Source organism: Planktothrix rubescens CCAP 1459/22 (assembly GCA_904830895.1).
Lineage (GTDB): Bacteria > Cyanobacteriota > Cyanobacteriia > Cyanobacteriales > Microcoleaceae > Planktothrix > Planktothrix agardhii.
Genome location: LR882958.1, coordinates 2,544,348 through 2,559,075, shown reverse-complemented (window position 1 = coordinate 2,559,075; position 14,728 = coordinate 2,544,348). Strand labels below are relative to the sequence as shown.

Annotated in this window: 12 protein-coding genes; 1 reads left to right on the top strand and 11 read right to left on the bottom strand. The window is 39.8% G+C overall.

The genetic code is table 11. From position 1 onward, the window contains the following. Positions 1 to 85 precede the first annotated feature (85 nt). The 9 genes from hppD to NMG86_RS11995 all read right to left on the bottom strand — a co-directional run bounded on the left by hppD (position 86) and on the right by NMG86_RS11995 (position 11,772). Complete coding sequence (gene hppD, locus NMG86_RS12035) at positions 86 to 1,174, bottom strand: 4-hydroxyphenylpyruvate dioxygenase (protein WP_026797719.1); 1,089 nt, start codon at positions 1,172 to 1,174, stop codon at positions 86 to 88. Between the two features lie 35 nt (positions 1,175 to 1,209). Next, positions 1,210 to 1,917, bottom strand: a complete 708-nt coding sequence (locus NMG86_RS12030) for an SDR family oxidoreductase (protein WP_026797718.1) — start codon at positions 1,915 to 1,917, stop codon at positions 1,210 to 1,212. A 162-nt stretch (positions 1,918 to 2,079) separates the two neighbouring features. Further along, positions 2,080 to 3,474, bottom strand: coding sequence for an NYN domain-containing protein (locus NMG86_RS12025; protein ID WP_043937051.1), 1,395 nt, complete (start codon positions 3,472 to 3,474; stop codon positions 2,080 to 2,082). 208 nt (positions 3,475 to 3,682) lie between these two features. Next, positions 3,683 to 7,330 (bottom strand): chromosome segregation protein SMC, encoded by a 3,648-nt coding sequence (smc, locus tag NMG86_RS12020; protein ID WP_026797717.1) that lies wholly within the window; start codon positions 7,328 to 7,330, stop codon positions 3,683 to 3,685. 321 nt (positions 7,331 to 7,651) lie between these two features. Next, positions 7,652 to 8,254, bottom strand: coding sequence for a HEAT repeat domain-containing protein (locus NMG86_RS12015; protein ID WP_026786757.1), 603 nt, complete (start codon positions 8,252 to 8,254; stop codon positions 7,652 to 7,654). A gap of 19 nt (positions 8,255 to 8,273) precedes the next feature. After that, complete coding sequence (gene cpeY / locus NMG86_RS12010) at positions 8,274 to 9,554, bottom strand: C-phycoerythrin alpha-cysteine-82 phycoerythrobilin lyase CpeY (RefSeq protein ID WP_026786758.1); 1,281 nt, start codon at positions 9,552 to 9,554, stop codon at positions 8,274 to 8,276. 144 nt (positions 9,555 to 9,698) lie between these two features. Further along, a complete protein-coding gene (gene cpeA, locus NMG86_RS12005) occupies positions 9,699 to 10,193 on the bottom strand; it encodes a C-phycoerythrin subunit alpha (protein WP_026786759.1) in 495 nt (164 codons plus the stop codon). Between the two features lie 80 nt (positions 10,194 to 10,273). Then, positions 10,274 to 10,828: a phycoerythrin subunit beta gene (cpeB, locus tag NMG86_RS12000; protein WP_026797716.1), complete on the bottom strand. Its 555-nt coding sequence runs from the start codon at positions 10,826 to 10,828 to the stop codon at positions 10,274 to 10,276. A gap of 146 nt (positions 10,829 to 10,974) precedes the next feature. Further along, complete coding sequence (locus NMG86_RS11995; protein WP_026798671.1) at positions 10,975 to 11,772, bottom strand: pentapeptide repeat-containing protein; 798 nt, start codon at positions 11,770 to 11,772, stop codon at positions 10,975 to 10,977. Between the two features lie 277 nt (positions 11,773 to 12,049). On the opposite strand from NMG86_RS11995, the gene NMG86_RS11990 reads away from it, so the two are divergent. Further along, positions 12,050 to 12,637, top strand: coding sequence for a phycobiliprotein lyase (locus tag NMG86_RS11990; RefSeq protein ID WP_026786762.1), 588 nt, complete (start codon positions 12,050 to 12,052; stop codon positions 12,635 to 12,637). 125 nt (positions 12,638 to 12,762) lie between these two features. Here NMG86_RS11990 and NMG86_RS11985 read toward each other — a convergent pair whose 3' ends face one another. Together NMG86_RS11985 and NMG86_RS11980 are read right to left on the bottom strand one after the other, a co-directional pair. After that, positions 12,763 to 13,455, bottom strand: coding sequence for a hypothetical protein (locus NMG86_RS11985; RefSeq protein WP_026786763.1), 693 nt, complete (start codon positions 13,453 to 13,455; stop codon positions 12,763 to 12,765). Next, complete coding sequence (locus NMG86_RS11980) at positions 13,452 to 14,612, bottom strand: AAA family ATPase (protein ID WP_026786764.1); 1,161 nt, start codon at positions 14,610 to 14,612, stop codon at positions 13,452 to 13,454. Before NMG86_RS11980 ends, NMG86_RS11985 begins: the two co-directional genes overlap by 4 nt. Positions 14,613 to 14,728: the final 116 nt, after the last annotated feature.

Sequence of the window (14,728 nt, the reverse complement as noted above, 5' to 3'; positions counted from 1 at the left end):
GTTCTTTAAAGAAAGATAACACCGGAATTACCAGTCCATTTTTATTTTCAAGGGGATTTCTGGGTGATCAGAATTAATTATAAAATTAGGAATTATTTTGATTGGTGCGTTTAATTTGTTCCTGCTCTATAGCTTCGAATAAGGCTCTAAAATTACCTTCTCCAAACCCTTTAGCCTGTCTAATTTTACCTTCGATAGTACAAAACTTTCGTTCAATAAATTCCAAGAAAAATGTCGGTTTTTCAAAAATAGGTTGGCTAAAAATTTGTAATAGCATCGCTTCCGAGTTTAATGCTTCCCAATCTGCTAGGATTTGGTGGGCTTTTAATTCTTCCCAATTCACAAATAAGGGTTGATTAATCCACCGTTTTTGTAATTGCAGATAATATTCATCTGGAACTGTTAAAAAAGATAATCCTCTTTGTTTTAAACAATTAACTGTTTGGACTAAATTAGAGGTTCTTAGGGCAATATGTTGAATCCCCGATCCTCGATTGATGTCCAAAAATTCTTGAATCTGAGAATTTTTAGATGCGGGTTCATTGATGGGAAACTGCACTTTACCTTGGGAATGAACCATAACTTGACTTTGTAATCCAGAGCGTTCTGTTTGAATATCAAAACTTTGTTTGGGTTGAAATTCCAAATGATTTTGATACCAAGAAATTGCTGTTTTTAAATTACCTGATTGTACATTTAAAACAACATGATCGATGGTAAGTATATCGGGGTAAGAGATAGGAATAATATCGAGAAAACCAGGAATAGCTTTACCGGGTATTGTTCCTATTTGTTCAACTAAAGTATGACGTAAACCCTGCCATCCTTCTAGGGTTAACCATTTTAATTGTCCTCCTAAATAGTCCTGAGATTTCAAGGGAGAAATCACCCTAACTCCTTGTTTAACAAGCTGTTCAAGTCTCAATTCTAAATCTTTAACTTGAAAGGCAATGTCTGCAACTCCCGACGGATGTAATTGCAAAAATTCGGTGATAGGACTCTCAATAGTTAAAGGCGAAGATAATAGGAAATAGACTGAACCATGATAAACAATTTCTGTTTGGGTATGACCAAGGTTGCGATTGCCAATTCCTTGAAATCCTAGATTGTGAATAAACCAGTCCCGTGTTCGTTTGGCATCTTGAACATAGAAATGGATATGATCAAACTCCATAATTCTCCGTTCAATAAGCAACAATATAATTAAGTTTAAAAGAATAAATGGCTTTCCGGTTGAATATTAATTTCCATCGGCACCGCTTGAGGTTCGGCGGCTAAGGCAAACATAATAGAATTAGCAGCAGTTTCTGCACTCAACATTTTTGAGCGGTCAACTTTTAAACTGACATTATCCCAAAAAGAGGTATCGACACCACCAAAATAAAATAGGGTGACTTTAATTCCATAGCGTCTGACTTCATCCGCAAAACATTTACTAAAACCGACTAAACCAAATTTAGAAGCACAATAGGCACTAGACATTGCCATGGAATGTTTCCCTAAAATTCCGACAACATTACAGATATGTCCTGATTTTTGTTGCTTCATAATATTAGCAGCAGCTTGACAGGTATAGACCGATCCTTTTAAATTTAGATCCAACATAGCATCTAAATCAGTCGGTTCTATTTTATTCCACTGTTTTAAAATTCCCGCCCCCGCCGCATTTACTAAAATATCAATTTGACCGAAATAATCAACTGTTTTTTGCATTAAACTCTCGACTTGTTGGGGGTCAGTAATATCCGTTGGGACAATTAACAGTTCCGTTGGGGCTAACTCCGTCGCCAAGGCTTGCAATTGACTGCTATTTCTGGCGACTAAGACCAGTTTTGTTCCCATTTGGGCCAATTTTCTGGCTACGGCCGACCCAATTCCTCCGGTGGCGCCCACAATCACAGCAACTTTATTGTTCATTTTACTTTACATTTCTTAACAATCATCTTTCTTAGTATAACAAATTATCGTTCCCCCGTAGAGACGAGCCACGGCGCGTCTATCTACTCTCTCTACGGGAGCAACAAATTTTAAGCCTTTGTAAAAGTTCGAGTCTTTGCACAGACGTGCCGTGGCACGTCTCTACGGGGAATTTAACTTAACTCTCCAATCTTTATCCGTTTTTTCTAAATTAAAGGCGGGGCTGACATTTAATAGCTTTTGAAAATTACCCCCTAATTTTAATTTTTTAATAATTTTAGTAATAGAAATTCCATACTTTTGATGAAATTGGGTTCCCAGAATAGACATAGAAACATTATCCTCCGATGAATTTAAAGTTAGTTCTTTGATGATTTTAACTAAGGCGGTTTCTAAATCTTCTAAAGATTCAATCAGAATTTTTTGAGATAATTCCGTATTTAATAAAGCCCCAGGTTCGGTAACAGAAGATTGAATCTCAAATAGAGTAACATAGCTAGGAGATTTTTCCGCAGGTTTATGGACGACAAAAATATGGGGATTTTTGATAAATATATCTCTAGCTTGATAATCTGAAAAATGGGCAGAAACTACTTGACTAATGGTTAAATTGTAGGCATCTTTATATAAACTATCAACTCGATTGAGTTTAATCCATTGACTGTGAGAGCGTTTCTGTTCTAGTTTGATAATCTCTTGTAATTGGATAATAAATTGATCTAAAGTAGGAATTTGAGGAGCGGTTTTTAAAGAATAGGTATTCACCTGACTGGTGCGGGTATTCAGCACGGTAAGATTAGTTTTATTTTTAGTAACTTGATAAACGGTTAAACCATGGGTTTGCAGGGCATTGCATAAATGGGTTAAGCCCCGGTCAGAGGAACAAACTAAAACCTCTTTTGCCGTAGGATAATGCACAAAAATAGATGACCCCACCGTTGACATTTTTAAATCTGCACTATCTTTTCCTGGGGGAACATGAATAAGTTGATAACTGCGTTGATGATATTCTAAATCCTTTTTTCCCATGCTGCGCCAGTTAGCAAAAGCAACTTTAATTTGCACGGGATATAAGCAAATAGTCTCTAAAAATTTCTCTGTTTCTATGTCTAAAGTCAGATTTTCGACATCTAATAATAAAATACTAATTCCGCTTTCCTTGGGATTTCTGCCATTTAATAATAAGTGAGAAGAAGAATTATCAACTAAAGGATAATGAGCAAATAGGGCGGCAACATTGGGGTCTGTCAGTTGTTCGAGTTTGGCAATTAAAACTTTATATTCAGGAGAACGTAAGAATTCAACACTAAATAAACGGCCTAAATAAGCGTTGATTTTTATTAAAAGTGCCTCTCGATTTCGTACTTGACTTAACCCGTGATTAAGTTGACGAATCAGTGAGGATTGATGTTCAGATTGTTGCCAAGGAATATGGCGATAACGGGGATTAATCCAGTGCGGATGTTGGACGTTCACTAATGTTTGACAAACATAGTGACTAATAGCAGGAACAACCAGGGTTCCATTTTCTTGAATTGTGCTGGCTTGCTTAAACATAACCGATATAAAATGCTAACAATTCCGTATTGAATCCTAGTAGCATGACGATATTCTACACGAAAATGTCAACTTTATCTAAAAAAATTACTAAACAGGAAAATTGCAGTTTTTAGTGTTATCAGGTTTTTCACCGAAACACAAAGACACTAAGGCACTAAGAAAGAGAGCAGGATAATTAAGGCATATTAAAGATTTATCGAGGTTTTTAGAGTTTAATTCCGAGGACTTGGGTGTAAGCTCCTCTGGCTTGGGTGACGCCGATGGTGCGTTGGGACGCTTCCATCATGGGACGACGCAAACTAACCACAATAAATTGGGCTTGTTCGGTTTGACTTTTAATCATTCTAGCTAATCTTTCGACGTTGGAACCATCTAAAAACATATCGACTTCATCGAAGGCATAGAAGGGTGAGGGACGATATTTTTGTAGGGCGAAAATAAAGCTTAAAGCGGTTAAGGATTTTTCACCCCCGGACATAGATGTTAACCGTTGGACGGGTTTTCCTTTGGGGTGAGCAATTAAGTTTAAACCACTGGTAAAGGGATCTTCTTGGTTATCAATTTCTAAGTAACCATCGCCTTCGGAAAGTTGAGCAAAAATGATTTGAAAGTTCTCATTAACAGCATCAAAGGCTTCTTGAAAAGCGCGACGGCGGAGGGTGGTAAAGTTCTCAATTCTGAGTAATAATTCGGTTCTTTCTCCTTCTAAGGTTGTTAGTTTTTGGGTTAATTCTTCTAAGCGGGTTTGGGTACGTTCAAATTCTTCTAGGGCTAACATATTCACGGGTTCTAAGGCTTCCATTCGTTTTTGGAGCGATCGCAAATCCCTTTGCAGAGCAGCTAAATCTAAGTTATTAGGAATATTAGGTAGGGGTTCGGGTAGTTCGATTTTAATGGCGGCAATTTGTTCTAATTTGATGTTTAATTGTTCCCGTCTTCCCTGTTGGGTTTCTTGTAATTTTTCTATTTGCCAGTCTAATTGTTGTTTGGCTAAACGCAATTCTCCTAAATTGGTTTCTACCTGATCCCGTTGTCTTTTTTCTTCTCCTAATTTGGCTTCTACTTTGGATACATTGCTCCGAATTTGTTGAATATTTATCTGAATTTCTGTTAATTGATTCTTGACAGTTTCTAACTTTTGTGTTAAAAACTTTTGTTCCTGACGAGTGGCTTCTAATTTCTGATTTCCGGCTTGATTTTTTTCTTGTAAACGGGTTTGTTGATTTTCAATTTCCGTTAACCGTTGTTGCACGGTTCTCATAGCATTCTCTTTCTGTTGGAGCTCGGTTTCTTGGGTTCTTAATACCCCTTGAAGTTGTTGCCATTCACTATGGCTATGGGTGTCTTCTAGTTGGGCTAATAGTTCCCGATCTTGTTGTAATTTTGTTTCTAAATTGGGAATTTCTGCCTCTAAATTCTTTAAGCGAATTTGGGCGGTATTGAATTCTTGGGTATTTTTTTCTAATTGCGATCGCAATTGTTCTTGTTGATTATTTAAGGTTCTAATTTCTGACTCTAATAGGGAAACTTGTTGTTGATGATCGCGCAAAGTTTGTCTAACTTCATTCAGTTCTAACGCTCGCTCTTTTACCGTTTGACTAGCTTCTAAAATACTGCGGTTACAACGTTCTAAAATTCGTTCAATTTCCTCTAATCTTTCCTTCAATGCCGCAATATTTCGGGCTTCTGCTGACCCTTGATCTGTGCCAAAATGTAAGCTAGACCGAGAAGCTACACTTCCCCCTGTCATCGCTCCGGTGGTTTCTAATAATTCACCTTCTAAGGTAACTATCCGATATTGTCCTAATACTTTTCGAGCATTAGAAAGATTATTAAAAACTAAAGTATTGCCAAAAACATAAGCAAAAATATCTTGATAACGGGGTTCATATTCAATTAAATTAACTGCTAAATCAATTAACCCCGACACATTTCTCATCGTGGCTAAATTGGGTAAATTAGAAGGATTTCCCTTAATTTTATTTAAGGGTAAAAATGTCGCCCGTCCTGCTTGTTGGCGCTTCAAAAATTCAATGGCAGCCGCCGCCACACTATCATTTTCTACGACAATATTACCCAACCTCGCCCCGGCTGAGGTTTCCAACGCTAACTGATATTGGGGTTCCACCTGTCCCAACTGACAAACTAACCCACAAATCCCTGAAATTCCCGACTGAGCTATGATTTTAGTGGCATAACTTCCTGTCGCTTCCTGTTGCGCCTGATGTTGGGCTTCGGACTTATCCAGTTTGCGCTGACGTTCCCGTTGTTCCTGTAATAGACGGGTTTGGGTTTCCTGTTGCACCTGTAACTCCGTTTCCACTTCCGTCACCTGTTGGGTTAAGGTTGTCACCCGTTGAGCAGTTGCATCCCTTTGAGTGGTAGCGGTTTGCAAAGTTATGGTTTTTTCCGATAATTCCTGACTCAAGGTAGTAATAGACTGTTGCTGTTCTGAAAGTTGGCGTTGTAGTTGTTCAACTCGCTCCCGCAGTCTGGCTTGTTCAGTTCGATGGGGGTCAAGGGTTTTTTGCAAGGCTTCAATTTGGCGGTGCAGTTCTGTTTGTTGCACCATCCAGCTTTCCGCCTGTTGTGCGACTTCTGAGGTGGCTTCGCGCCCCCGTTCCACCGTTGCTTGTAGGGTATCCCGTTCCCGTTTTCGTTGATCTAAATTCAGGGTTTCTTGGTCTTTTTCAATAGCCAGACCATCCAGGGTTTGATACTGTTGGCGCAGTTCCTGTTCGGTTTGGTGAATTTGGGTGATCGTTTGTTGGATAGCGGTTTCCAGTTCCGCAGACCGGGTTTGCAGTTGACTCTGTTGGGCTTCTTGGGTAGCTAAACTAGACTGGAGGGCAATTAGTTCTTCTTCACCCATGGCTTTAACTAGGGCGTTGAGTTGTTCCAGTTGAACAGATGTGGTTTGAATTTGTTGATCTTGGTGTTGACGCTGTTCACCCAGTTCGGTTAAGGTGCGATCATCGGCTTCTATTTGTTCCCGCAGTCGTCCCTGTTGTTGTTGCAGGGTCTGATAATTGAGAACCGTTTCCCATTGACTTTTTTGTTGAAATTCTTCTCGCAGTTGTTGATATTTTTCGGCTTTTGCCCGATCTTTGTCTAAGCGATCGCGTTGGGCAATTAATTCTTGTTCTACGATCCGGCTACGTTCTTCTCTATCTTTAACCGCATCTAATTTTTCCTTGGCTAAGGTAATTTTCCGATCAAAGGAAGCTACTCCCGCCAACTCATCAATAATTTCTCGACGTTCCCGGGGTTTCATCGTAATGATACCCGTAACATCCCCTTGTAAAACCACGTTATAGCCTTCGGGATAAATTCGCAGTTTATTTAACTGTTCGTGGAGTTCGGTTTGAGTACAAGCTTCCCCATTAATATAATAAGTCGAGGTATAGGTTCCCTGTTTCGTTACCCGCAGTTTTCGCGCCACTGTCCATTCTAACGGGGGTTCAAAATTCGGTATCTGTAGAGACGTTGCCTGCAAGGTCTCTACAGAGGTTTCAGTTTCAGTTTCAATTTCTGGGGATAAACTATTATCGGTTTCTTCGCTATCACTCCCCAAGGGTTCGCCCTCGTAGTCGGAGAGGTCAAAGGTAACTTTGACCAGGGTTTCAACGGTTCCCTTCCGGCTTTGGGCGTTATTAACCAAGTCAGGTAAACGTTCTGCCCGCATTCCCTTAGAAGACGATAACCCCAAGGCAAATAATAACGCATCGAGAATATTAGATTTGCCGGAACCATTCGGGCCAGAAACGACTGTAAACCCTGGTAGTAATGGCACTGCTGTTGTACCACCAAAGGATTTAAAGTTAGTGAGTTCGACGCGCTTGATATGAACCATTGAGACGAATTTAGGACGAATGAGGTGAGTGGGGGAGACTCACACTGCATAGTTGTCTGAATAATCAACAATATTAACAGTTTAGCCTGGATCAAGCAAGGATAGGGTTTTTTAAACTACAGTAACACACCGAACAGGTGATGGTGTAACGTTAGCTCTTGTTTGTTTGAATAAGCAATTTTTTACTTGTTTAAAATAATATAAATAGGTGTCGGGTGTCGGGTGTCGGGTGTCGGGGAATGAAACCTGCTTTCTACCCGAAACCTGACACCGGCTTTCTACCTGACACCTGCTTCATCACATAGTTAACACCCCAAATAATTACTGGTTATTTAACACCAATTCCAAACGGGATAAAGCACTTGTAGCAGACTCGCGGAGATAAGTATCAGCAGTTTCATCACTCGCTAATTGGGTTAAAAATTCCGATACACGCGGATCAGCAATCCCACTGATAGCATTAATCATTGCTACCGCCATCCCTAAATTATCTGTTGTTTGTAACGCTTCTAATAAAACATCTAAAGCCGGTAATCCAATTTCTCCCAACGCCATCACAGAAGCAATATAAACCACGGGATTCGGATCATTAATGGCAATTTTTAGTCCTTCAATTCCCTCCACAGGAAAAGGCTGATCAGGATGATTATAGGCAACCTGGGCTAATGCTTTGGCACAACTGGAGCGAATCGTCGAGTCATCATTTTCAAGCAAAGTCTTGACCAGGGAAGGAACAGAATCCGAACCAATATAACCCAAGGCTTTCACCGCCGAGCGCCGATAGGTGACATCTTCTTCCCCTAAAATACTCATCAGTCGAGGAATTGTTTCCTGATTCCGGGTTTGGGCTATTTCTGCCATTGCTCTTTCTCTGAGATTGGGATTAGGATGCTTTAATTGTTCAAACACTGAATCTGTGGTCATTATTTTTATTGATTATGGGTTAGGCATAAACGGCGGAAAGTGAGGCTGCTTTGGCTCGAACTAACCCATCCGGATCATTCGCCACCAAGGTATAGCTTGTAGAATCCCCCAACTGTTCCAAGGCCATTAATGTAGCATATTTCAAATCCCAGATTCGGGTGTTTAAACTATTGATTAGCAGGGGAATCGCCCGTTGATCTCCCAGTTCAGCTAAAGCTAGGGCTGCTGCGGCTCTTGATTTCTGGAACTGAGGGGCAGGATTTTGTAATGCTTCCACTAAGAGATCATAACTAGGAGCATACCGCAACCAACCCAAGAGTTTAACAACGTGATAATGGGCTCCATAATCATTATGGGCTTCTTCTTTATAGGTTGCCATTAAAGCTTCTGGAGCTTCTTGGGAATAGGTTTCTAATAGGGTTTTACTGGCTAAATAGCAACGGCCAAAATCCGTTTGATACAGTTCTCGAATCAAAAACTCTAGGGTCGGTGGTTGATCATATTCATGGACTAAGTTTAGATCATGGGGATGATCTCGCAAGACTTGTTCTAAACTGGGTTGAATTTCCTTAAAGCTAATCTCTCCGCTTCTGTCTCCCAGTTCTCCTAATAAGCGAATTCCTCGCAGTCGAAATACTAAAGACACCGGACAGCGTGCAATTTCAGGAATTGCGACATAATAACGGGCATCAATTAGATCTTGAATACAACCCCGGCGAGCATTGACATTTTCATGCTGTAGAAAGGCAACAACTTGCTCCATTAAGCTGTAATCTTGACTCAGACGGCAAACCGCCGACAGCGCAGCACAGGCAATGGGGGGATCATCGGCATCAATGAATTGGCGAATCCGTTCTAAAGCGGGTTGATAGTTTAATTTAGCTAGAGTATGAATAATTGTCCGATACAGTTGTCCTGGTTTCTCTAATAATTGAGCCATGTCTTCGAGTATGTCTGGATCACTGACCTCAATTTCGCCCAGAGCCCAAACTGTATTCTCAACCATATAACAATCTGGATCGGCTAAACAGGTATGAAAGATTGATAACGCTTGGGTAGCTTGCAATCGTCCTAATGTCTCTACACACTTGCGGCGTACAATCTGATTATCCAGAGATGGATCAAGGGTTTGTACCGCCCGAATTAAAGCAAGTATGGTATTTTCTGTGGGGAAATTAACTAAATGGGAAGCGGCTACATAGCGAGAATCATCCTCTCCTATTTCCTCCTGGGGAGTATCTAAGAGGGCGATCGCCTGTTCTTCGGTTAAATTATAAAGATTAAAAAAACGTTTATCCATAATCGGTGTTCTAAAACCAACAAACCTGGGGACTCTTTGAGCAATACTCGGCTTTAGAGTGGCAAAGCATTGTACTAAGAATACCCAGGTTTATAGAATCTAAGGCAAAAATAATTTGACTTAAATTCAGTCCGTTACAATCTACTAAGACAAGGAGTTGATCACATAGTCGAGCAGAGCATTGTATTCAAGCAGAGCTTGAGCGGACATATCACGAGGAGCGCAACCCCGGTTCCGAGAGAATCTCAATGCTTCAACATAGGGAGCGGTGGGCAGACTTAAAGCGCGATAGACTTCACGTTGGCCAGCAATTCCCCACTCATCCAAGGGCCCCGTACCACCGACAACCAGGCAGTAGTTGACTAAGCGCAGGTAGTGTTTGATGTCACGGAGGCATTTTTCTTTGAACACGGCGGTAGAATTGGCTTCCCCGTCGTTGTTCAGGTAAGGATATTTTTTGATAGCGGCATCATAACCTTCCCGGGCAACTGCATCCAGATTGGAAGCGAGTTTTTCGGCGGCTTCTAAACGAGCAGCAGCACGTTGAAGACTACCTTGTACGGATTCTAAGTCAGAGGTGCTAGGAAAACGTCCGGCTGCATCCGCAGCACCGACCGCAGTGGTAACAACTGATTTCATGATGGGGATATCTCCTGAATGGATCTGATTACTTGTTGGTTTCAATTCAGCTAGTTCATCAATTAGAAGAACAATAGCTATTAGCTGAGGGCAGCAATCACGCGATCAAAGTAGCTGCCGGCTTCAGCAGACAGAGCCGAGCAGTCGCCTTGGATTGTATCCATTTTGCGGAATTTGTTACCAGCCATCGCAGGAGTGTTGGTGCTATTGATGTGAGCAACGGAAATTGCTTTCATGATTCCAACAGCACGAGCCGTAGATTGGAGGGGAACACCCAAAGCGATGTAGGTTTCTTTCAGACCATTCAAGCAACGATCATCGAGAACGGAGGCATCACCAGCCAACAGAGCATAGGTCACATAGCGCAGGATGATTTCGCCATCACGCAGACAAGCAGCCATCCGACGGTTGGGGTAGCAATTACCGCCAGCTTGGATTAAACCTGTATTTTCGCAGATCATCCCAGCGATCGCATCGGAAACGCAGCAGCTTGCATTGCTGGCAATGGCGTTGACTGCATCAAGGCGCTTGTTCCCTTCAGCAATAAAATTTCTCAGGCCGCCGAGGTCAGCACCACCAATTGGGGCTGTTTTGGTATCGGCAGTTACTACTGCTCTGGAAAAAGCGTCAAGCATTGAGTTCTCCTTAAATAAGTTAAAAGGAATTTTTTAATTCAGATGTCGTTAGTTGTTTGACTAACTTGTATATGACGATACAGGCAGGCTATCCCCTTTGTCTTGTGTCTGAGAAACTAATTAACAATTTGTAAACTTTACTGAAATTAACCCTCAACTAACCCCAAACTTTCGGCGGTATTGTGGCGGGTAAACTGGTTCCAAGTCCCTAATTCCTCCGCCGGACGACTGCACAACATTGCTTTTGTCTCCTCGCTCAACCCTTGAACTAAAGTAAAATCAGCCCCAGCTATACTTTCAATTTGCTCTAGGTTAGCATCGGTTAAGTCCGCCCCCCGGAAATCTACCCCCTGAATTTCTGCCCCAACTAAACGGGCTTTGCGTAAATAAGCCCCGGTTAAGAACGCTCCCTGAAGGTTCGCCCCGCTTAATGCCGCATCTTCTAAGTTAGCCCCACTCAAATCGGCTCCACTCAAATAGGCTCCCCGCAGGTTAGCCCCCTGCAAATCGGCATTTCTCAGATTTGCCGTATTCAGATAGACTCCGTTTAAGTTGGCTTTTGGCCCCACAGCCCCGGAGTTGCGGTAGTTATATCCCTCTGGCCAGAGGGTATGAGCATCATAACGAGCCAGTTGCAGTTTCGCACCTTCAAGTTGAGCCTGATTCAGACAGCATCCCTGTAAATTAGCCCGAAATAATAGACTATCTGCCAATATTGCTTGGGTGAGGTTCGCTCCTGTTAGGTTCGCTGCGCGTAAATCAGCCCCGGTGAGGTTCGCCCCGGTGAGGTTAGCATGACTCAAATCTGCTTGAATTAAGTTGGCTCCTGTGAAATCAACTCCTGATAAGTCGAGGGAATGCAGATCAAGGCTTTGTAAGTCGGCTTTGGCTAAACTTTTGCCTTGTTGGAGAAGTTGTACAATTTCATGGCGGGTTATGGTCATAGTTGTTGAAGAAAAATCATGCCCAATATTATCGGTGGGCGTGGTGACTTACAATACCTTTGCTATTTTTTTTCTGTAGAAGGAACCACAAAGACACGAAGACACGAAGGAAGAAATTAAGGGGGATATTCCCTAGTTCCCTGGTTTGGGTTTGCTGGATTCGTCTTTGTCAATCACTTTTGATGGTAACTGCTATAAGTCTGTAAAGGTGTAAAAATAGAGGTTTAATAGTCATTTTAATCGCTATAACTTTAATTAACAAGGAGAAAAACGGTCAATGAAATTACCGATGACGATGATGGATTTTTTTAGAAAGAGTGAAGGAACGTGGTTTTCACAAAGAGCGGTTCATCGCTTTGATTCGGCTGCGGATGAATCGGGAGAATCGAATTTAATTATTAAAGTTTTAGATAAAACTGATCCGACTATCTTAGAAATTTGTTCAGAACAAGGAATTGATTCTAATTCAGTGGTTGGAGGGGCTAGTTTTATGTGGCAGGGAAATTTTAAGGAGGGAGAACCTAATCCTAATTATGGCGCTATTTTGATTGATGTTCCTAATCCAGATAATCCCCGTTATGGTAAATTCTTCCGCAATAAAGGCTATGTTGAAGGCATTCCGGTTGTGGGGATTTATCAGTTTGCTGATGATGGGGTTTTAACAATTGATACTGAATATGAACGCAATCAAGGTCAAGAACGTTGTTGGTTTATTACGGATAATTTTCGGGTGAGAGTTAGTACCGTTAAGGTGATGAATGGTGTTAATTTGATGACTTATTCTTCTGAACGTCGCTGTGTTTTGCCTTCTGAATTAGATGCAATGATGGAAACCAATCGTCAAAGAGCGTTACTTTCAATTTAGGGGAAGGTAGACCATCAGAAACCGGGTTTCTCAATAGAATCTGAATTATAAACTCGGTTTCTTGAGATGAGAGCGATCACTTTAACCCTTTAGCTAAAATTAATTTATAGACTTATGCTACCTGTTCATGAATCTGATAATTTTTGCCTAATCATATTACAAAATTCTATCAAGTCTTGAAAAGTTTTTAAGTGTTGAGGTTGTTCTTGAATTCTTAGCATTAACTGTTCTAAATAGTAACGTTCTTGTGCATCTCGTGGCTTGTTCTTCGTGTAAACTTTATTGTTTGCTCTAAAAATTTTTTTTAAATAAGCATAATGGAAATCTGCATGATTTTTATGAGTATAGCTTCCCATCATTTCTGGATCTTCCGTAGAAACATCATAATAGTTAGCATAATCTAATAACAAGCTTTCCTTCGGTTGTATTGAATTAAACATTCGTCTATTTCCCAGAAGCCATGTTTCTATACAACGATTTTGAATAATAGTCACAAGCTCGGTTTTTCCAAGGTCAATATTATTGTTTATAATAAACTCATCAACCTCTGTTTTTCTATCTTCTACCGTATCTTCATCTGCATCAAGACAAACTACCAAATAGTTATACTTACCCGTTTCATGAATTTTATCTATTGCATTAGGAATACCATGCTCAATAATATTAGGATATCCGTGACCACTAATTAAAAAGTAACTATTTTTATCTACCTGATCATAAAAGTTAACTCTTTTCAATTGTGGCAAAAGATAACTCAGCCAAGATGGATAAATTTTTTTCTCTGTATTTTTTCCCTCAACAAGAATATAAAGATTCATGCTTGATCAATTCCTTCTGGATATTCTTCTAACAGGTTAATTAAATCAATAAATGCTTTTTGTCTTGAGGGTCTAATTCCCCAATCTTGAGCATTTTTTACCGTTACTATTCCTCCTTTTCTGGTGATAATTTTCCAGTGGCTAGGGTTGATATTATTAATAATATAAGGATGGTGGCTTGTCATAATGATTTGTAAATCACGTTCCTCAGATAATAGGGTATCTGCTAAACTATCAAGACAGTTAACTCCTAGACTATTTTCAAATTCATCGATTAAGATTAAACTTCCTTTTGGTAATAAAAAAAGTTCACTTAAACACATTAATGTTTTGAACATCCCAGCAGAAATTCTAGATTGTTTAATCCAAGAAATAATTCCTTTTTCTTTAAGGCTAATCACTGTAGATTCATTTAAAATTTTACTTAAAGACATGGGTAAGGAGAAATTATTAGTATCTATAGGTTCTATTTTAATATCTTCAATTTGTGTAAAAATATCTATAAATTTCTGTTTTATAATTTGAAATTGATCGGGAAATTTACGATAAATTAAAGACAGCTTTATGGGGATAGGAATATCACTTTCTTGAATCTGATCTAAGGAATAATTTTCACATTTTTTAAAAATAGCAAGGGATAATCCATAAATCCCATTCGATGTTCTATCAGGATCACTAAAGTAAATTCTATCAAGTTCTTCTTTAGCCATATAAATATCTTCTTCTTGATTCAGCAAATGTATAATACTTTGTGTTGGTGATAATTTAGGGGTAGTTTGGTGTTTGAATATAATTTTTTCTGCATCTCTCTGAATCAGATGATTTTCATCTTTGTACAAATTTTCTGTTAAAAGATTAAAACCCTTTGGAGTATCTTCTGATTCTAGTTGAAACAGATCTTGATCAAATTTTTCTGTCTCAAATTCTCCATCCCATCGATAAATTACCTGAGATCTAGTCTGGAAAGTAACATTCCATTTGACTCCATTCAAAGAGGCACCATTAGCTATTTTTTTTAAGTTAAAAATTGATTTAAGAATCTGAGTTTTTCCGGCTCCTGATATTCCCACCATTAAAGTTAAATTTGATGATAACTCTATAGGTTTATAGCTCCAATCGTATTCTTTGTCGTGATATTCTATACTTAAAATTTTCATGACTTTTATCAAACATTGCTCTAAAACTCTGAATTCAACTTATTATAGCAGTCCTAAACAAGTTGTGCAAAAATTCTGTAGGGATGATGTCCCTCTAAACCCAGGATTAAATAGGG

Excerpts from the sequence above, each read along its gene's own strand:
- hppD (WP_026797719.1), bottom strand. The coding sequence starts at position 1,174 with ATGGAGTTTGATCATATCCATTTCTATGTTCAAGATGCCAAACGAACA.
- NMG86_RS12030 (WP_026797718.1), bottom strand. The coding sequence starts at position 1,917 with ATGAACAATAAAGTTGCTGTGATTGTGGGCGCCACCGGAGGAATTGGG.
- NMG86_RS12025 (WP_043937051.1), bottom strand. The coding sequence starts at position 3,474 with ATGTTTAAGCAAGCCAGCACAATTCAAGAAAATGGAACCCTGGTTGTT.
- smc (WP_026797717.1), bottom strand. The coding sequence starts at position 7,330 with ATGGTTCATATCAAGCGCGTCGAACTCACTAACTTTAAATCCTTTGGT.
- NMG86_RS12015 (WP_026786757.1), bottom strand. The coding sequence starts at position 8,254 with ATGACCACAGATTCAGTGTTTGAACAATTAAAGCATCCTAATCCCAAT.
- cpeY (WP_026786758.1), bottom strand. The coding sequence starts at position 9,554 with ATGGATAAACGTTTTTTTAATCTTTATAATTTAACCGAAGAACAGGCG.
- cpeA (WP_026786759.1), bottom strand. The coding sequence starts at position 10,193 with ATGAAATCAGTTGTTACCACTGCGGTCGGTGCTGCGGATGCAGCCGGA.
- cpeB (WP_026797716.1), bottom strand. The coding sequence starts at position 10,828 with ATGCTTGACGCTTTTTCCAGAGCAGTAGTAACTGCCGATACCAAAACA.
- NMG86_RS11995 (WP_026798671.1), bottom strand. The coding sequence starts at position 11,772 with ATGACCATAACCCGCCATGAAATTGTACAACTTCTCCAACAAGGCAAA.
- NMG86_RS11990 (WP_026786762.1), top strand. The coding sequence starts at position 12,050 with ATGAAATTACCGATGACGATGATGGATTTTTTTAGAAAGAGTGAAGGA.
- NMG86_RS11985 (WP_026786763.1), bottom strand. The coding sequence starts at position 13,455 with ATGAATCTTTATATTCTTGTTGAGGGAAAAAATACAGAGAAAAAAATT.
- NMG86_RS11980 (WP_026786764.1), bottom strand. The coding sequence starts at position 14,612 with ATGAAAATTTTAAGTATAGAATATCACGACAAAGAATACGATTGGAGC.